16 protein-coding genes and 1 tRNA gene are annotated in these 18,842 nt (G+C 61.7%); 13 read left to right on the top strand and 4 right to left on the bottom strand.

Features of this window, described 5'->3' with window-relative positions; all coding sequences use genetic code 11:
* The first annotated feature begins 1 nt into the window (after position 1).
* Positions 2–928, top strand: coding sequence for a glutaminase (locus O7A60_RS16740; RefSeq protein WP_027146851.1), 927 nt, complete (start codon positions 2–4; stop codon positions 926–928).
* A gap of 97 nt (positions 929–1,025) precedes the next feature.
* Here the strand turns inward: O7A60_RS16740 and O7A60_RS16735 are convergent, their stop codons facing one another.
* Entirely contained in the window at positions 1,026–3,983 is a 2,958-nt protein-coding gene (locus tag O7A60_RS16735) for an Rne/Rng family ribonuclease (protein WP_337107199.1), read from the bottom strand.
* Between the two features lie 653 nt (positions 3,984–4,636).
* On the opposite strand from O7A60_RS16735, the gene O7A60_RS16730 reads away from it, so the two are divergent.
* The 7 genes from O7A60_RS16730 (at position 4,637) to O7A60_RS16700 (ending at position 12,938) form a co-directional block, all read left to right on the top strand.
* The gene (locus O7A60_RS16730; RefSeq protein WP_337107198.1) at positions 4,637–5,899 is read left to right on the top strand and encodes an N-acetylmuramoyl-L-alanine amidase; all 1,263 of its coding nucleotides are present in this window, start codon (positions 4,637–4,639) and stop codon (positions 5,897–5,899) included.
* A gap of 213 nt (positions 5,900–6,112) precedes the next feature.
* On the top strand, positions 6,113–8,557 hold the full coding sequence (locus O7A60_RS16725) for a penicillin-binding protein 1A (RefSeq protein ID WP_337107197.1): 2,445 nt from the start codon (positions 6,113–6,115) through the stop codon (positions 8,555–8,557).
* 124 nt (positions 8,558–8,681) lie between these two features.
* Positions 8,682–9,813 (top strand): peptide chain release factor 2 gene (prfB, locus tag O7A60_RS16720; RefSeq protein ID WP_140508819.1). Its coding sequence is split into 2 segments (ribosomal slippage): positions 8,682–8,747 and positions 8,749–9,813, totalling 1,131 coding nucleotides; the frame shifts between segments, so codons are not numbered across the junction.
* A 603-nt stretch (positions 9,814–10,416) separates the two neighbouring features.
* The gene (locus O7A60_RS16715) at positions 10,417–10,794 is read left to right on the top strand and encodes a hypothetical protein (RefSeq protein WP_337107196.1); all 378 of its coding nucleotides are present in this window, start codon (positions 10,417–10,419) and stop codon (positions 10,792–10,794) included.
* Between the two features lie 116 nt (positions 10,795–10,910).
* Positions 10,911–11,279, top strand: a complete 369-nt coding sequence (locus O7A60_RS16710) for a GFA family protein (RefSeq protein WP_027146857.1) — start codon at positions 10,911–10,913, stop codon at positions 11,277–11,279.
* Positions 11,280–11,431: 152 nt separating this feature from the next.
* The gene (locus tag O7A60_RS16705) at positions 11,432–12,082 is read left to right on the top strand and encodes a YiaD family glycine zipper/OmpA-like lipoprotein (protein WP_337107195.1); all 651 of its coding nucleotides are present in this window, start codon (positions 11,432–11,434) and stop codon (positions 12,080–12,082) included.
* Between the two features lie 250 nt (positions 12,083–12,332).
* Positions 12,333–12,938: a hypothetical protein gene (locus tag O7A60_RS16700; RefSeq protein WP_337107194.1), complete on the top strand. Its 606-nt coding sequence runs from the start codon at positions 12,333–12,335 to the stop codon at positions 12,936–12,938.
* A 159-nt stretch (positions 12,939–13,097) separates the two neighbouring features.
* On the opposite strand, the gene O7A60_RS16695 is transcribed toward O7A60_RS16700, so the two are convergent.
* Together O7A60_RS16695 and O7A60_RS16690 are read right to left on the bottom strand one after the other, a co-directional pair.
* Complete coding sequence (locus O7A60_RS16695; RefSeq protein WP_337107193.1) at positions 13,098–14,675, bottom strand: DEAD/DEAH box helicase; 1,578 nt, start codon at positions 14,673–14,675, stop codon at positions 13,098–13,100.
* 192 nt (positions 14,676–14,867) lie between these two features.
* The gene (locus O7A60_RS16690) at positions 14,868–15,641 is read right to left on the bottom strand and encodes an NAD kinase (RefSeq protein ID WP_027146866.1); all 774 of its coding nucleotides are present in this window, start codon (positions 15,639–15,641) and stop codon (positions 14,868–14,870) included.
* A gap of 304 nt (positions 15,642–15,945) precedes the next feature.
* Between O7A60_RS16690 and O7A60_RS16685 the strand changes: the two genes are divergently transcribed.
* Together O7A60_RS16685 and O7A60_RS16680 are read left to right on the top strand one after the other, a co-directional pair.
* Positions 15,946–16,167, top strand: coding sequence for a hypothetical protein (locus O7A60_RS16685; protein WP_337107192.1), 222 nt, complete (start codon positions 15,946–15,948; stop codon positions 16,165–16,167).
* Positions 16,168–16,713: 546 nt separating this feature from the next.
* Positions 16,714–17,283, top strand: a complete 570-nt coding sequence (locus tag O7A60_RS16680; protein WP_337107191.1) for a DUF2569 family protein — start codon at positions 16,714–16,716, stop codon at positions 17,281–17,283.
* A gap of 100 nt (positions 17,284–17,383) precedes the next feature.
* Here the strand turns inward: O7A60_RS16680 and O7A60_RS16675 are convergent.
* Positions 17,384–17,459, bottom strand: a tRNA-Thr gene (locus O7A60_RS16675).
* Positions 17,460–17,612: 153 nt separating this feature from the next.
* Between O7A60_RS16675 and O7A60_RS16670 the strand changes: the two genes are divergently transcribed.
* The 3 genes from O7A60_RS16670 (at position 17,613) to O7A60_RS16660 (ending at position 18,791) form a co-directional block, all read left to right on the top strand.
* On the top strand, positions 17,613–17,783 hold the full coding sequence (locus O7A60_RS16670) for a hypothetical protein (RefSeq protein WP_337107190.1): 171 nt from the start codon (positions 17,613–17,615) through the stop codon (positions 17,781–17,783).
* A 194-nt stretch (positions 17,784–17,977) separates the two neighbouring features.
* Positions 17,978–18,199, top strand: a complete 222-nt coding sequence (locus O7A60_RS16665) for a hypothetical protein (protein WP_337107189.1) — start codon at positions 17,978–17,980, stop codon at positions 18,197–18,199.
* A 286-nt stretch (positions 18,200–18,485) separates the two neighbouring features.
* Entirely contained in the window at positions 18,486–18,791 is a 306-nt protein-coding gene (locus O7A60_RS16660; protein ID WP_337107188.1) for a BA14K family protein, read from the top strand.
* Positions 18,792–18,842 lie beyond the last annotated feature (51 nt).

The following is an 18,842-nucleotide window of genomic DNA, read 5'->3' as shown; positions in this document are numbered from 1 at the left end:
CATGCCGCTCGAACAGGCACTGGCGGAAGTCGCGGCGGAAATGGCCGAACGCACCGATCGCGGCGATGTCGCGACCTATATTCCCCAATTGGGCAAGGTCGATCCGAAGAAATTCGGCATCGCCGCCGTCACCAATGACGGTCGCACACTGGTGGCCGGCGATGCCGACCAGGCTTTTTCGATCCAGAGCATCTCGAAGGTGTTCACCCTGACGCTGGCGCTCGGCAATGTAGGCGACGCACTGTGGAAGCGGGTGGGGCGCGAGCCCTCCGGCAACCCGTTCAACTCGATTGTCCAGCTTGAGCATGAGAACGGCATTCCGCGCAACCCGTTCATCAATGCCGGCGCCATCGTCATTTCCGACATCCTGCTTGCAGGCCACCAGCCGCGCGAGGCGATCGGCGAGATCCTGCGCTTCATCCAGTTCCTCTGCGACGACGAGACAATCATCATCGACCGCGAGGTCGCGGCTTCCGAACGCGCCACCGGCTACCGCAACTTTGCGCTCGCCAATTATATGAAATCCTTCGGCAATCTCCATCATGCGCCGGAACTGGCGCTGGGTGTCTATTTCCACCATTGCGCCATCGCCATGAGCTGCCGACAGTTGGCGATGGCCGGCCGCTTCCTCGCCAATGGCGGCAAGAACCCGGCAACCGGACATTCCGTGGTGTCGGCGGAGCGGGCGCGGCGCATCTGCGCCATGATGCTGACCTGCGGCCACTATGACGGCTCCGGCGATTTCGCCTTCCGCGTCGGTATTCCCGGCAAGAGCGGCGTCGGCGGTGGCATATTGGGTATTGTGCCGGGTGTCGCTTCGCTCGCGGTCTGGTCGCCCGGCCTCAACGCCAACGGCAATTCCAAGCTGGGTTCGCTCGCGCTGGAAAAGCTCGCCAGGATGATGAACTGGTCGATCTTCGCGCCATAGGGATCACGACTCTGCCGGATATGAAAATCCCGCGCCGTTCGTTTCGATCGGCGCGGGATTGTTTTTGTTAGAAAATCAATTCAAGCACTTGAAAAGCTTAGAAAAAGCCCTTCCGCTGCCACCAGCCGGCACGCTTGGGCTTTTCTTCGGTCTTGGCTTCCGGCTCATCGGCGACGGTCGAGGAAACCACCGGTGCGACAGGCGTATCGGCGGCTGCCGCCTTGCGGCGTGATGGCCGGGCTTTCGGTGTCTCTCCGGCGACCGCCGCCTCGTCAGATGCCGTGGCTGGCGTTTCGGCGGGTGCCTGCATGGCCACTTCCGCGGTCGGCTCCCCGGCGACGGCCTCGGCTGCCGCCTTCTTCGGCTTGGCTGCGCGGCGTGGCTTCTTGGGCTTCTCGGTGCTTGGCACCTCGTCGCTGACTGGAGCCGTCGGTTCTTCGACGGCAGCGGCAGCCACCGGCTCGATCGCCACAGGCTCGCTTAGGGAAGCGTCAACCTCGGCAGGCTCGGTCGCTTCGCCTGCCGCCGCCTCGGTCTCGCCTTCACCGTCTTCGCGACGATTGCGCTTGCCGCCGCGCTTGCCACGCCGGCGCTTCTTGCCCTGGCCATCGTCGGATGCTTCCGCCGTTTCGACGGTCTCGCTTGCGGCGACCGCAGCCTCGTCGTCAGCCTCGGCATCGTCATGGTCCGCCGCGCCTTCCGACGCGGTGAAGCCGTCATCCGACGTGGAGAGGGACGCGCCGTCCGTCGGGGCGCCATGCTCGCGTTCGCGATCCTTGCCGCCGCGCCGCCTGCGACGCTTGCGGCGCTTGCGGTCGCGGCCTTCGCCTTCCTCGCCGGATCTGGGCTGCTGATGCTGCGACGGCTGGGCGTGCCGTGGTTGCTCGGCCTGTACCGGTGCTTCGTCATCTTCCTCGACAACGACAATCTCGTCCTCGGGCTCTTCCGGCTCGACATAGGCCGGCAGGCTGCGCGCCTCGACGAAGCCTTCCGGCTTTTCGGCCAGCGCGCCGCGGAAGATCGCGTAGTGCTGGGCACCGACCGCATCGTCGGCCTCGATGGTGACGGTCAGGCCGAAGCGGCTTTCCAGTTCCACCAGCGTGCCGCGCTTGTGGTTAAGCACGTAGAGCGCGGTCGCGGCCGGCGTGCGCACCGTGATGTGGCTGCGCGAATCCTTGAGCAGGAACTCCTCGATCGCCCGCACCACCATCAGCGCCACCGACGAATCGGAGCGCACATGGCCGGTGCCGCCGCAGTGCGGGCACGGCTTCATGGTCGATTCCAGCACGCTGGCGCGGATGCGCTGACGCGACATCTCCATCAGGCCGAAATGCGAGATGCGGCCGACCTGGATGCGGGCGCGGTCGTTCTTGAGGTGATCCTTCAGCCGCTTTTCGACGGAGCGGTTGTTGCGGTTCTCCTCCATATCGATGAAGTCGATGACAATCAGGCCGGCAAGATCGCGCAGCCGGAGCTGGCGGGCGACTTCCTCGGCCGCTTCCAGATTGGTGTGGAGCGCGGTGTCCTCGATCGAGTGCTCCTTGGTGGAGCGTCCCGAATTGACGTCGATGGCGACCAGCGCTTCGGTCTGGTTGATGATGATGTAGCCGCCGCTCTTCAGCGTCACTTGCGGCTGCAGCATGCGGTCGAGCTGCGCTTCGATACCGTTGCGCACGAAGATCGGCGTCGTGTCGCGGAACGGCTGAACCACCTTGGCGTGGCTCGGCATCAGCATGCGCATGAAGTCCTTGGCTTCGCGATAGCCCTCTTCGCCGGAAACCAGGATCTCGTCGATATCCTTGTTGTAGAGATCGCGCACCGAGCGCTTGATCAGGCTGCCTTCCTCATAGACGAGGGCAGGGGCCGTGGACTGGAGCGTGAGACTGCGCACGTTCTCCCACAGCCGCATCAGATATTCATAGTCGCGCTTGATCTCGGCCTTGGTGCGGCTCTCGCCGGCGGTGCGCAGGATGACGCCCATGCCTTGCGGCACTTCGAGATCGGCAACGACTTCCTTGAGGCGCTTGCGGTCGACCGCGCTGGTGATCTTGCGCGAAATTCCGCCGCCGCGCGCTGTGTTCGGCATCAACACCGAATAGCGGCCGGCAAGCGACAGGTAGGTGGTGAGCGCCGCGCCCTTGTTGCCACGCTCCTCCTTGACGACCTGCACCAGCAGGATCTGCCGGCGCTTGATCACTTCCTGGATCTTGTACTGGCGGCGCACCGGCTTGCGGCGGTTGCGCACTTCCTCGAGCGCGTCCTCGGCGCCGACCGATTCGATCTCATGATCGTCTGGATGGGAAGAGGATACTTCCTCGAGCATCCCGCGATCATTGTCGGAGGAAGTGGCTTCGCTGCCCTGTTCCGATTGCGGGACGGGCTCGGAAATCACATCGCCTTCGACGGAGGCGGCGATCGACTTGGGGCCGCCCTCGCTGGCCTCGCTTTCATCCTGTTCGGAAGAACCCCCGTCATGTTCGGGTGCACCGTCATGTTCGGATGCGCCGGCGTCTTCCGAATAATCGGACGCGTATTCCGCGGTCCCGGAAACGTCGGACATGTCCTCGGTTATGGCATCCGGGCCATTGTCGTTGTTTTCGTCTGTTTCGCCGGCGGCTTCGTTTGCCTCGCCGGAATCGGCCGTGCCGGCATCGCGTCTGTTTTCAGCACGGTCGCGGGTCTTGCCGCCGCGCCGGCGACCGCGCCGTCCACGATCCCGGCTCTGGCGATCGTCGCCTTCGCCGTCCTCGTTCTCCTCGTCCTCGGCCTCCTGCGCTTCCGCGCGCAGCAGTGCCTGACGGTCGGCGACCGGAATCTGGTAGTAATCGGGGTGTATTTCACTGAAGGCGAGAAAACCGTGACGGTTGCCGCCATATTCGACAAAGGCTGCCTGAAGGGAGGGTTCGACGCGCGTTACGCGGGCGAGGTAAATGTTTCCTTTGAGCTGCTTCTTGTCCTGGGATTCAAAGTCGAATTCTTCGATACGGTTACCGCGTACGACGACTACGCGTGTTTCCTCCGGGTGGGAGGCGTCTATCAGCATTTTGTTGGGCATTATTTCGTTTCCCCCCGGCAGCCGTCAGCCGCAGCTGGCGGGGCAAAGCCCGCTGCTGTGTGTCTGGATGAGAGTGGGTGCCGGATAATTGAACGTCCGCCGGACGCTGCCTGCGTGTCATGGCGGTGCCGCCCGCAGCCATATTGGCGCGGTTTGATGCGGACCTTTCCATGATTGCGCTTGAAGCCATCGTCACCAGCAGAACCTTTTGAACCAAAGCCCGGAAACCGGACCAGCTTGTTTGCTCATACAGAGCCGGCGCGGGAACAAACCCGGCCGTTTTCCTCACGCAGGCGATTCCCCCGCCACGGGAGCACACCTGCGAAATTCGTCGCAATCACCTGAAGCCTTTTCGCGTGAAGCGAAAGGAGCCGCCTTTCATCTGACCCTGTAGCAGGAAGCTGCGGAGGAGGGCGGTTCCAGGATTGCAGTGATCCACCATCGCTTTTATGATTTGGCGGGTTGGAAGGCAACCCCGATTTCCGATGCCGGCAAAAAGCAGTTCCGTAGCGTAAGCCTGGTTCCGTTCCTTGCGTGAAAAGGCTTGGTTAACCTTCTCTGGATACCAATCGTTAATCGAGTTCGCGGCCTAACCGGCACTTCGACTAAACGAGCCGGCGCCTGGCGCCAAAGCGGGAGCGACTAGAAGAGAGATGGGACTGGCGGACTTCACAGACAAGGGATGTCGTGTTGGCGGCCAGATTCTCCGTGCCTTCTGTCTCGTGTTGCTGGTGGTGTTTTCGTCCGCCTTTTCCACGATTGCCAGTGCCGCCGACGCGCCGCTTGTGGCGAAGGGCTACAAAATGGCCGGCGATGCCACCAAGATGCGCATCGTCATGGATTTCGATCGCGAGCCTGACATCAAATGGTTCCTGCTGCGTGGACCCAACCGCCTTGTCATCGATCTTGCGAACACCCGATTTGCCATCGATGCCAAGGATTTAAAGCCGCGTGGCCTGGTCAAGGGCGTGCGGCTCGGCGAACTCGGCGAGGGCGTTTCGCGACTGATCCTGACAGGCAAGGGACCGTTCGCCGTCGACAAGCTCGATGTGCTCAAGAACGAGGACGGTACCGGCTACCGCATTGCCATCGACATGTCGGCGGCCTCCGAACGTGAGTTTGACGCCGCCCTTGCCAATCAGGCGCTGACCACCGGTTCCACGGTTTCGACCGATAAAGGCGGCCGGGTCGGCACGGGACCTGTCTCCAATCCCGGCCACAGGTTCACCGTCGTCATCGACCCCGGCCATGGCGGCGTGGACGGCGGCGCCGAAGGCCTGAACGGCACCATCGAGAAGAACGTCACGCTGGCCTTTGCCACCGAGCTGCGCGACAAGCTCGCGGCCGTCGGCAAATACGATGTCTTCATGACCCGTGATACCGATGAATATCTGCGCCTGGACGACCGCGTCCGCATTGCCCGCCAGCATGAGGCCGATCTGCTTATTTCGATCCATGCCGACACGATCAGTGTCAAGGGCATCCGCGGCGCCACTGTCTATACGGTCTCCGACAAGGCTTCCGACCCGCAAGCACAGGCGCTTGCCGACCGTGAAAACCTGTCGGACCAGTTCGCCGGCATGGTCATCAAGGACGACAACAAGGAAGTGACCGACATCCTGATCGACCTGATCCGCCGCGAGACGCACAATTTCTCGATGAGTTTTGCCCACACCTTGGTCGGTCAGCTCTCGACCAGCGTCGGCCTTATCAACAATCCGCAGCGTTCGGCCGGATTCAAGGTGCTGAAGGCCCCGGACGTGCCGTCCGTGCTGGTCGAGCTCGGCTATCTCTCCAACGCCAAGGACGAGGCGCAACTGCTCGACACCGAGTGGCGCGGCAAGGCAGCGCAAAGCATCACCAACGCCGTCGCGTTGTTCGCTTCCGCCCGTGCCGGGGCTGGAACCGGAGGTTGACAATGCCCGGCAGCGCTGCAACCAGAGGCGGCGTTGCGGGATGACAACACCCGCTGCTTTTATTTCCGGCTTGCGGCCGCGAAACGCGGCCCTGCCGTATTTTGTCCACATGGTGGCGACATGGGTTTTCGATTACGGGTTGGGACCGGCTCGAAAGCTTGCGTGGAAGGCGGCTTCGTTTAGGAAATTCCCGAACCAAGGACTGGAGCGGGTATGATTCGTCTCATTGGCTATTTCTTCGGCATCGGCACGACGCTGGCCCTCCTGGCCGCGGCGGGCGTTGCCCTTTACATCGGCCATGTGGCAAAGGATCTGCCTGACTACGAAGTGCTGGCCAAGTACGAGCCTCCGGTGACCACCCGTATCCATGCCTCGGATGGCGCGCTGATGGCGGAGTATGCACGGGAACGGCGCCTTTATTTGCCGATCCAGGCCATCCCGGATCGCGTCAAGGCTGCCTTCCTGTCTGCGGAGGACAAGAACTTCTACAGCCACCCTGGTGTCGACATAACGGGGTTGGCCAGAGCGGTGATGACTTACGTTTCGGGTGGCCCCATGCAGGGCGGCTCGACGATCACCCAACAGGTTGCCAAGAACTTCCTGCTGACCAACGAACGCTCCCTGGAACGCAAGGTCAAGGAAGCCATCCTTTCGTTCCGCATCGAGCAGGCCTATTCCAAGGATCGTATCCTCGAGCTCTATCTCAATGAGATTTTCTTCGGCTTCAATGCTTATGGCGTTGCGGGTGCCGCACTGACCTACTTCGATAAATCGGTGAACGAACTGACCGTGGCCGAGGCCGCTTATCTGGCATCGCTCCCGAAAGGTCCGGCCAACTACAATCCCTTCAAGCACGCCGACCGGGCAATTGAACGGCGAAACTGGGTGATCGGCCAGATGGTCGAAAACGGTTATGTGACCCCCGAAGAGGGCGCGAAAGCGAAGGCCGAGCCGCTTGGCGTTGCTCCGCGCCGCACCGGCTCCTACCTTTTCGCCGGCGAGTATTTCACGGAAGAGGTTCGTCGGCAGATCATCGCCCGCTACGGCGAGAACGCCCTCTATGAGGGCGGGCTGTCGATTCGCACCACCCTTGACCCGAAGGTCCAGCTCATTGCCCGCAAGGCGATGCAGAATGGATTGATGAAATACGACACTTTGCGCGGCTATCGCGGGCCGGTGAAGACGATCGACGTCTCCGGCGACTGGGGTGTGCCATTGGGTGCCGTCAAGGGACTGGAAGACGTTCCCGAGTGGTCGCTGGCCGTCGTGCTCGACAGTTCGGCGTCCGGGCTGTCGATCGGCCTTCAGCCCGCACGCCAGGCGTCGGGCGATATCGTGAAGGAACGCATCGAAGGCACCGTCAGCAAGGAAGACATGGGCTTTGCCATGCGCCATGTGGTCGACGGCAAGACGGTCAAGGCCAGGTCGCCGGCCGACGTGCTGAAGCCGGGCGACGTCATCTTCGTCCAGAAGAACGACGGTTCCGACAATGCCTACAGCTTGCGCCAGGTTCCCGAGGTGGCAGGCGGCCTGATCGCGATGGATCCGCACACCGGCCGCGTGCTGGCCATGGTCGGCGGTTTCTCTTATTCGCAGTCGGAATTCAACCGCGCCACCCAGGCGATGCGCCAGCCAGGGTCGTCGTTCAAGCCGATCGTCTATTCGGCCGCGCTCGACAATGGTTATACCCCGGCCTCGGTAATCATGGACGGACCGATCACCATCCAGAGCGGCAACACAACCTGGACGCCGAAGAACTATGACGGCACGGTCGCGGGCCCGGCAACACTGCGTTCCGGCATCGAGAAGTCGCGCAACCTTATGACGGTGCGGCTTGCCAATGACATGGGCATGAAGCTGGTCGTCGAATATGCCGAGCGCTTCGGCGTCTATGATCATTTGGCGCCATACCTGCCGATGGCGCTGGGTTCGGGCGAGACGACCGTCATGCGCATGGTTTCGGCCTATTCGATCATGGCCAATGGCGGCAAGTCGATCAAACCGACGCTGATCGACCGCATCCAGGACCGCTACGGCAAGACGGTGTTCAAGCAGGATGAGCGTGGCTGCGAAGGCTGCAACGCGCCCGAATGGAAAAACCAGCCGGAGCCGGAACTGGTCGACAATTCCGAGCAGGTGCTCGATCCGATGACCGCCTACCAGATCACCTCGATGATGGAAGGTGTCGTCCAGCGCGGCACCGGCGCCACCATCGGCGAGCTTGGCCGCCACATCGCCGGCAAGACCGGCACCACCAATGACGAGAAGGACGCCTGGTTCATCGGCTATACGCCGAACCTCGTGGTTGGTCTCTACATGGGCTATGACACGCCGCGCGGCCTTGGCCATGGCGCCACCGGGGGCGGCCTTGCCGCCCCGATCTTCAAGGATTTCATGCGCGTGGCGCTGGACGGCACGCCCAATGTCGACTTCAAGGTGCCTGACGGCATGAATCTGATCGCCATCAACCGCAAGACCGGCATGCGCGCCTCCTCGGGCGATCCCGGCACCATCATCGAGGCCTTCAAGCCGGGCACCGGCCCCGCCGACAGCTACTGGGTGATCGGCATGGGCGCCGATGGCTCCAACGCTTCCGGCGGCGCACTGTCGCCGCAGGCCAACCAGGCCATCCAGGACGGCGGCGGCGGCCTTTACTGACGAATTCAAACGTCCGAATGGGCCAGCCTCAGGCTGGCCCATTTCGCTTTACACATGGCGGCACCGTCCCTTATGTATCGCGCCGACCGAAGCGTCATTCAGCAACAGGACAAAATATCAGGCCATGCGCGCGGAAACGCAGAATATTGTCGATGAGATCAGGCAGGCGATTACCCTGCTGAGGAGGCATCTTTGACTGGGATCAGGCCATAAAGCGGCTTGAATACCTGAACGTGCGGGCCGAGGACGCAAGCCTCTGGAACGAACCGCTGGAAGCGCAGAAGCTGATGCGCGAACGCCAGGGCCTCGAGGAAGGCATCGCGGCGGTCAAGGGCCTGACCCAGGCGCTGGAAGACAATATCGGCCTGATCGAGCTTGGCGAGGAAGAGGGCGACGAAGGCGTCATCGCCGAGGCCGAGGCCGCGATCCGCTCGATGCAGGGGGAGGCAAAGGCCCGCCAGGTCGAGACGTTGCTCTCGGGCGAGGCCGACGCCAACGACACCTATCTCGAAATCCATGCCGGCGCCGGCGGTACCGAAAGCCAGGACTGGGCCTCGATGCTGTTGCGCATGTACACGCGCTGGGCCGAGCGCCGCCGCTTCAAGGTCGAGGTGCTGGAAGTGCATGACGGCGAAGAGGCCGGCATCAAGTCCGCCACCTTGCTGATCAAGGGTCACAATGCCTATGGCTGGATGAAGACCGAATCCGGCGTCCACCGCCTGGTGCGCATCTCACCCTATGACAGCAATGCGCGCCGTCATACGTCCTTCTCCAGCGTCTGGGTCTATCCCGTCGTCGACGACAGGATAGAGATCGACGTCTCCGAATCCGACGTGCGCATCGATACCTATCGTTCGTCCGGCTCGGGCGGCCAGCACGTCAACACCACTGATTCGGCCGTGCGCATCACCCATATCGCCACCGGCATCGCGGTCGCTTGCCAAGCCGAACGCTCGCAGCACAAGAACAAGGCCAAGGCTTGGGAAATGCTGCGCTCGCGACTCTACGAGGAAGAGCTTAAGAAGCGCGAAGCGGTCGCCAACGCGACCGAGGCGTCGAAGAGCGATATCGGCTGGGGCCACCAGATCCGTTCCTACGTGCTGCAGCCCTATCAGTTGGTGAAGGATCTGCGCACCGGCGTCGAAAGCACCAACCCGTCTAGCGTGCTCGATGGCGACCTCGACGACTTCATGGAAGCCTCGCTGTCGCAACGCATCGAGGGCGGCGCGGGCGAAGTGGTAGCCGACCTGGATTAGGCTGCTCATGCGGGCGATGGCCGCGAGCTCGTCGCAAAAGCGGACGTATCGCCGTGCGGTGAGCGGTTGACCACACGCTTTCCGCCGGTGCCAGCAACAAGCGCGCCGGCCATCGCAAGGTTTCTGATTCGGCGTATTGCTGTTGTGCGGGACGAGGGTCTTTTCCTGTCCCCAAAACGGGCGCGTCGCATGTTTGCCGTTCATCCGACCACCCACATCTTGGTGGACTGCAGGGCGACGGGTTCTCCATCGCGGACGATCTGCGGCAATGTCACCAGCGATCAAGAGCATGTGATGGCGCGCATCGGACGATCGGCCGGCTGGAACCACTCCGGATCAATCCCGTTGTTTGCATGCCCCGCCTGCCGGGAACAAACCTGGCCTGAATCTCGTCAGCGGTAGCAGTGTGTCATGCGCGTGCGCCTATATCCGGGCGCTGCGGCTTCTTGCGCCGACCAAGGAATCAGCCCAGCATCCAAACGCTGGGGGACAAAAAGCATTTATGGCCGGACGCGGCATATCTGCGACTGACGATCCGGCCACTGGGAAGACACGTTCCGGGAACGGGCAGGCGCAATGCTTGACGCTCGAAAGGAACGTCTTATGTCCGCTGCCACGCTCAGATCGGCCCGAGCCGTTCAACCGGTCGGCCGACTCATGTTTTCCCTGTTCGCCGTCGGCGTGATCGCGATGTTCGCGCCAGCTGCCTTTGCTCATGACGCCAAGCCCACGGCGGCAAAGCCGCAGGGTTGGAGCTATCCATTCGCCTGCTGCGCCAACTATGACTGTCGTGCCACGCATACCGGTGAGGTGCTGGAGAAACCCGAGGGCTACGTGATCGCCGGCACCGGCGAGGTGGTTCCCATGACGGACAAGCGCATCAAGGACAGCCCTGACGGCGAGTTTCACTGGTGCGCTCATCAGGCCGGTCTCGATGCCGGCAAGACGATATGCCTGTTCGTGCCGCCGCGCTCTTTTTGATGCTGCGCCGGCGGCTGACGCCCTTCGGCAGATGCGTCTGCTGACGGACGGTTGTCAGGATCGCTTCTTTATGGTGCCTTGCCGCTTGGGCGACGGACAATGGAGAGGTGATGTTCATGGCCATCAAGGGAAGCTGCCACTGCAAGGCGACGATATTCGAGGTGTCGGAGGCGCCGCGGACGGTGACACAATGCACCTGTTCGTTCTGCTCGAAACGCGGCTCGCTCTGGGCCTACTACACCCCGTCCCAGTTCAAGCTCATCACGCCGCTGAAGAACGTTTCCTTCTACCAATGGGGCTCGAAGACCGTAAAGCATGGTTTTTGCGCAACCTGCGGCTGCGGCACCTTCACCGAAACGCCGGACTGGTCGACCGGCGAGCCGGATTTCGACAATCCGAAGATCAGTGTCAACTCGCGGCTGTTCGATGACTTCGACCTCGACAAGGTCGAAGTGGTGGTCATTGACGGCAAGAATCTCTGGTAGCCCGCCAAGGTGCTTCGATGCGCAACGGACCCGGGGGAAAAGCCGCGACGGCCACTTTTCCCGTTCCGTTTTTCGCCGCATTTCATGGTACAAGTCGCGACAAGGGCTGATTTGGCGCCATCGTAAGGCGTGACTTGGAGAGGGACCATCCTATGAAGAAGACCGTGCTCGTCGTTATGGCGACGGCTCTGCTCGTGACCGCGTGCACCACCACCGATCCGTATACGGGCGACCAGAAGATTTCCAACACGGCCGCGGGGGCAGGTCTTGGCGCCCTGGCAGGCGCCAGCCTTGGTCTGCTTGCCGGCGGCAATGACCGCCGCAATGCGTTGATCGGCGCCGGCATCGGCGCGCTGGCAGGCGGCGCCATCGGCGCCACCATGGACCAGAACGAGGCTGAATTGCGCCGGCAGCTCGAGGGCACCGGCGTCAGCGTCACCCGTAGCGGCGACCAGATCATCCTCAACATGCCGTCCGACATCACCTTCAACACCGACCAGGACGCGGTGAAGCCCGGCTTCTACCAGGTGCTGAATTCGGTGGCGCTGGTGCTGAAGAAGTTCAAGCAGACCACGGTCGACGTTTTCGGCCATACCGATTCGACCGGTAGCGACCAGCACAATTTCGATCTGTCGCAGCGCCGTGCGCTGGCGGTCGCGAATTATCTGTCCGGCCAGGGCGTCGATCAGCGCCGCTTCGCCGTCACCGGATTTGGCAAGACGCGGCCCGTCGCCTCCAATGCCACAGCCGAGGGCCGGGCCCAGAACCGACGCGTCGAGATCCAGCTGTCGCCGCTCACCTGAGCAGAATCGCGTCTCATGCGAAAAACGGCCCCCATGGGGGCCGTTTTTTATCCAGGCGTATTTTGGCGCCCGATTTCATGACGGCAGTCAAATAAAATTAGCAATATCTAATAAGTGCTTTTCCGCAGCCGTGGAAAGGATTAGCATCGACGCTGTTCCAGAGGGGATGGGGCGGTTTAATCGGCCGCGCAATCAACATCTTTGCCGCCTCGGTCTTGCACGGCCAGATCATGAAATCTGGGAGGAATGCATGACAAGAACAGCCAGTCTTGGGCGCTGCGGCGTCCTCGCTTTGACAAGCATTGTAAGTGCATGGTTAGGCCTCGCCACGGCTCATGCCGAGGACGCCAACAAGGCCGACATCGATGCGTTGAAGAAATCGCTCGCCAAATATCAGGACTACACCGCCGCCGTCCGCGATCTCTACCTGTCGACAGTCGGCTGCGTCTATTACAGCGGAGAAAAGATACCCGGCTCCATGGATTATCCGAAGGGCGCCATGGGCATCCATTTCGTCAACGTTCCAAGTGTCGGCCAGAAACTAGATCCGATGCATCCCAATGTATTGATCTACGAACCAACGAAAAAAGGCCTGCATTTGGTTGGGGTGGAGTGGCTGGTGCCGCTGACCCCGGACGTCAAGGAGCCACCAAAGCTGTTTGGTCAAACCTTCATGGGCCCGATGGAGGGGCACTATCCGCTGATCCCGAAGGAGTTCGTCCACTACGATCTTCACGCCTGGCTCGATGACAATCCGAACGGCATGTTCAGTCCGACGAATCCGAAGGTGAAATGCGACAAGGCCGAGTTTCCGATGCTGGAGAAACCGACCAAGATGATGCCCGGGCCGATGTAACCTGGAGCGGACCAGCGTCCAATAGAATTGCTGAACCGCCCCAATGCTTCGTTTCCACGCAATTCCGGACGGAAAAGCGCTAGGCGGCTTTTCCTTGAATTGCTCTTGGCGGCAGGGCAAAAAAGGAGGCAAGCCGGGCAGCCGGCTTGCTGGCTGGAATCAGACCTTGGCGACGATGCGCATGAAGGCCGGCATGTCGTCGCCGAAGCCGACTGTGGTGTCGTTGTCTTCCTGATGGTGGCGGGCAGGGCGGTTGTTGCTGCGCTGCGGCCTGGTGTCACCACGCTCAGGTGCGCGCGGCTCATTGCGGTCGGATGATTTGCGTTCGGTGTTTTCCGAACGGATTGCATCCTTGCGCGCGCGCCGTTCGACAATATCGGCCGTCTCGGCCACATCGGGCTGCGGTTGAGCAATCGCGGTCGCGGCATCTTCCTCGCTGTGTCTGCCGCGACGCTCGCCGCCCTTCTTGCGTCCGCTCCTGTCGCTGCGGTCCTCGTCCTTGCGGCCGGCGCGGCGCGGCGCGCCTTTGCCGCGGCGCGGAGCATCATCCTCGCCTTCGCTGGCGACCACCGTCGACAGGTCGCCGTCATGCCATTCGATCTTGGTGCCGATCAGCCGTTCGATGGCGTCGATATATTTGGTATCGGACTTGGTCGCGATGGTGAAGGACTTGCCCGAGCGCCCGGCGCGGCCTGTGCGGCCGATGCGGTGGACATAGTCCTCGGCATGGATCGGCACGTCATAGTTGAAGACATGGCTGACATCGGGAATGTCGAGGCCGCGCGCGGCGACATCCGAGGCGACGAGATAGCGCAGCTTGCCGTCGCGGAAATTGGCCAGCATCTGCATGCGCGCGCGCTGGTCCATGTCGCCATGCAGCGCACCGGCGTCGAAATCATATTTCAGCAGCGAGCGGAACAGCTCCGAAACCTCGATCTTGCGATTGCAGAAGATGATCGCGTTCTTCAGCTCCGCGTCCTCGGCCTTGATCAGGTTGCGCAGTGTTTCGCGCTTGTCCCAAGGCTTCGAGCCCGATTTGACCAGCCGCTGGGTGATGTTGGTGGCCGCCGACGCGGCCTTGGAGACCTCGACGCGCACCGGCGCATGCAGGAATTTTTCCGTCAGCTTGGTGATCTCTGGCGGCATGGTCGCCGAGAAGAACAGCGTCTGCCGGGTGAACGGGATCATCTCGCAGATACGCTCGATGTCGGGAATGAAACCCATGTCGAGCATGCGGTCGGCCTCGTCTATGACCAGGATCTCGACTCCGTTGAGCAGCAGCTTGCCGCGCTCGCGGTGGTCGAGCAGACGGCCTGGCGTAGCGATCAGCACGTCGGCGCCGCGCTCCAGCTTCTTGTCCTGCTCGTCGAACGACACGCCGCCGATCAGCAGCGCGATGTTGAGCTTGTGGTTCTTGCCGTATTTGACGAAGTTCTCTTCGACCTGCGCGGCAAGCTCACGCGTCGGCTCCAGGATCAGCGTGCGCGGCATGCGGGCGCGGGCGCGGCCCTTTTCGAGCCGCGTCAGCATCGGCAGCACGAAGGAGGCGGTCTTGCCGGTGCCGGTCTGGGCAATGCCCAGCACGTCCTTGCCGAGCAATGCGTGCGGGATCGCGCCAGCCTGGATCGGGGTCGGCTGGGTGTAGCCGGCATCGGTGACTGCGGAAAGCACCTTCGGCGATAGGCCGAGGTCTGAAAAGGTCAACGCTTCTTGAGCGATCGTCGTGTCTGAGGACAAGTGTTGCTGTCTTTGGCTGGTTCGGGGAAGCGCAACGTCATTCGTCGCGGCAAGCGCCACGCGCCTGCAAGATTGGTATTGCGATTAGGCGCAAGCCCACGATTTGTCAACAGAAACGGGCAGGATTGGCGCGATTGTGAAGTTGTAACCTTAATCGCGATGCTTAATCCGGCCGCTTGTCTCTGTGCCGGCTCAGTAACGGAACTGTTCGGCCAGGATGCGTTCGTTCCAGGAGTGGTTGGGATCGAATAGCAAAGTCGCGGTGGCAGTCGGCGATTCCCGTACCGTGACCGAGGTCACCGCCTTGACCTCCGTGTGGTCGGCGGCTGCGTTCACCGGCCGCTTTTCCGACTCCAGAATGTCGAAGCGCACGGTCGCCTTGTTGGAAAGCAATGCGCCGCGCCAGCGTCGCGGACGAAACGGGCTGACCGGCGTGAGAGCCAGAAGTGGCGCGTCGAGCGGAAGGATAGGGCCGTGCGCGGAAAGATTATATGCGGTCGATCCGGCCGGCGTCGCGATCATGACGCCGTCGCAGTTTAGTTCCTCGAGCCGTATCTGGTCATCGACGCTGATGCGGATCTTGGCCGTCTGATAGGATTGACGCCACAGCGCAACTTCGTTGATCGCCAGCGCCGTGACTTGTTCGCCATCCGAGGTGGTTGCCAGCATCTCCAGCGGGCGGATCGTTTCGGCGACCGCGGCCGCGATGCGCTCGGTGAGTCCTCCGGACCGGTACTCGTTCATCAGGAAGCCGATTGTGCCACGGTTCATGCCGTAGACTTTTTTTCCCGTACCCATCGTGTCGCGCAAGGTCTGCAACAGGAAGCCGTCGCCACCCAGCGCCACCACGACAGTCGCCTCGGCGACCGAACATTGGCCATAGCGCGCCGACAGGCTCTCCAGCGCCGCCTTGGCGTCTGTTGTCTCGGACGAGACGAAAGCGATGCTGTTGGCGGCTGTGCTCATGGCTTCCCGATCGCGACCGATTGGCGCCGGCAGGTTCCGGCCGCGCCAGCGCCGGGGTAGCATGAGGCGGGCGGGTCTGCAAAGAGAGCCTCTGCCGGTTCATCAAGCGACGCGCGGCGGTGCCGCTGCACAAGGCGGTCGCGGTTGATGTCGTGGCGCGACCGAATGTGATGGTTAAGGCCAAGCTTAAGGTCTCGTAAAGCCGGACCGATCATGTTAGCCGGCATGGGTGGCGTGGGGCGCCCGCAGCATCTACCTTATCCTTCGGGACGCAAGGACGCTGCGGCACGTTAGATTTGTGCGCGTGATCCCGCGGATCCTGATGCCATGGGACATGCGCCAGCCAGACGAGGCCGACATATTGCCGGTAGCACGCCTGATCATCGTCTTTGTCATGTTGGGAAGTTTCGCGCTTGTCTTCGCCGAACTGGTGCGCCAGTCGGAACAAATGAGCGCCAGACCGGTCCCCACGGCCTCACGCTGCGGTGATGCCGCCGGAATGCCTTGCCCGCAAAGAGCGCTGTAGGCCGCCAAAATAGGCTCATCGATCCGCACCAACCAAGTCTCGCCGACGCCCGGCGGCGCTTGCCGCTCATCCGACGGCGTGAGGCAGGACAAGGTCGATCGTTGCAGCCGCGGCGTCGACAAAAGCACCGATGGAAAGGCTTCGGATCTGAAATGGATCTCGTTTCCCTTGCCCGGGAAACGAGCGCTGCGCCGCATTGACCGGCAGAGTTCTGGGTTGAGGGGGGGCGGCCGATCGCCTGGTGCACATCGAGTTTGTCTTCCTGCCGACAGAACGGCTGAAGGCTCCCGCCCGCGTTCTTCGCTTTTCACGCGAGCCGAAAGTGCCAGGGGAAGGGCAGTCCGCTAGCCGTTTCTCAGGGTGTTTCCCCGGATGGCAGCCGGCCGCTTCCGGGACAGAACAGGATATTGGTGGTGGCGACCGGGGTGTGAGGGAGCAGGCAGGAGAAATCGTCGCTTCGGTATCGTTGTCTACGAAAAATTCAGCTCTTGAGTTGAATTTGAAATCTGATACAACTTAAAAGGGTATAAAAAAGGAGAGGGGTAAATGGGGACGTTTTCCATCTGGCATTGGGCGATCGTGCTGCTGCTGATCGGCGTGCCTGTTTTCTTTGCTGTTCGATCAGCCGCGAAGCCGTCACAGAATCCTGAGGCTCTTGTGGGCTTCGGTGGTTGGCTGATGCTGCTGGCGATCGGTCAGACATTGTCACCGCTGCGCACGTTCGCCCACTTCGCCAATTCGGCCGACGGCTACCGGCAACTCATGACTCTCCCAAATGGGCCGCTGGCGGTGTATGGGGAGGTTGCCCTTAATCTCGCATTTCTGGCGCTTCAACTGGTTGTGCTGGTTTCGATGCTGCGGCGAAGCCGCCGGTTCCCGCAATTGTTTCTGCTTCAGTGCCTTGCGATCCCTGTCGTTTTTGTCCTGGATACGATCTGGACTTCGTCAATTCTGGGGGTTCCGGTGAACCAGGTGCTCGCAGGTGATGCGCTGGTGGCACCTCTGGCGTCTTTCGTGGGGGTCGGCATCTGGGCTGCTTATGTCTACAAGTCTGTGAGGGTGAGGAATACGTTCACCAGGACGAACGTGTCGGCCCAAATCGCTAGCGCCTCATAGAGAGTGGCGGCGCTCGTAGTCGCTCCACACCGGGGTTTCGGAGGACCTGCGTCTAAGGGCTTGGGTGGCCCCCGCCACCCGGAGCTCGAAGAGCGAAGGGTGGTGCCCCCGGACGGAATCGAACCGCCGACCTTCGGTTTACAAAACCGCTGCTCTACCAGCTGAGCTACAAGGGCACGGCGCTCCGGTTAGCATATTTGCTGCGCCAGTAAAGACAAAACTCTGTTTTTGGGCGTCAGCCGTGGTGGATGATGCCATGGCCCGTGCTGAAATCCGCAAACGCGCTTCCTACATGAGGATGAGGATGCAATCGCTCGGGCGAGGCTCGCATGGTCAGATTTGTCATCATTCTCCCCATCATCTTCGTCAGTTGGATGCTGCTGGTGAAGATCATCAACGATGTGAAGAAGGCCAATGTCGACTGGACGGGCGTCACCACGATCATCGGTTTCATCGCGCTTGCCTTCTGGCTGCGACACATCACCGGCATGGGCTGGTGAGAGAGTGAGTAGTCGGTAGTCGGTAGTCGGTAGTGAGCCGTCCGGCGTGGTTTCATTTCACTACTCACCACTCACTACTCACCCACCATCCACCCCCCTAAAAATCTCCGGACCTGTCGAACCTTTTGCCGGCCCGCGCCGACTGAGGTTCAGGGGCGAATGGTCGCCTCGATCAAAGGATCCAGGAGATCACTATGCTTAAGCGCAGTTTCGTTTCCGGCCTCGTCGCCATCGTCGTTGCAACCGGCGCGCTCGCCGGCACCGTCCAGTCTTCGTCGGCTCATGGCATGCATCACCACCATCATCATTTCGACGACTACCTCTACTACCAGGATTACCCGGACTACCCGGATTACTGGTGGGTCTATGGCCATCATCATCACCGTCATCACCACCACCGCATCATCATCTACTGAGCGCAGCCTGACGGCGTGATTGAAAAAACCAGTCCAGGAAAGGGCGGCTTCGGCCGCCCTTTTTGCATCGATCTGTCGCCGTCACCGCCGATGACGCGATTGGGCGCAAGGTGCCTGAAGCGCCGGAATCTGGATGATCAACGCCGGCGGGGCCGCCGCGCCTCCTGGCAGCGGATCCCAGCTTCCTCGAAAAAAATCGAACCCCGTCGAACCTTTTTCAATGCCGCGGCGACAGATGATCAAGAGGCGGATGGATCGCCTCGGTCAACGAAGCAAGGAGATCATCATGTTCAAGCGTACATTCGTTTCCGGCCTCATCGCCACCACCGTCGCCGCCACCGCTTTGGTCGGCACCGTCCAGCCATCGGCGGCTCACTCGCATCACCACGACCTCGGCATCGGCATCGCCGCCGGCGTTGGCGGTTTCGTCCTCGGCAGCCTGCTTGCCCAGCAGCAACCGCGCACGGTCTACGTCGACGAAGATGGCGGTTCCTGGCACGTCCGCCGCTGCTTCGCGCGTTACGCGAGCTACGACCCGGATTCCGACACCTATATCGGCCATGATGGCTACAGCCACTACTGCCGGCTTTAACAGGAAAGTGGAACCAACGACAGGAAAGAGGGGTTGCGAGGCAGCCCCTCT

Origin of the sequence: Mesorhizobium salmacidum (SeqCode), assembly GCF_037179605.1 — a bacterium.
Lineage (GTDB): Bacteria > Pseudomonadota > Alphaproteobacteria > Rhizobiales > Rhizobiaceae > Mesorhizobium > Mesorhizobium salmacidum.
This window is presented reverse-complemented; position numbering and strand designations above follow the sequence as displayed.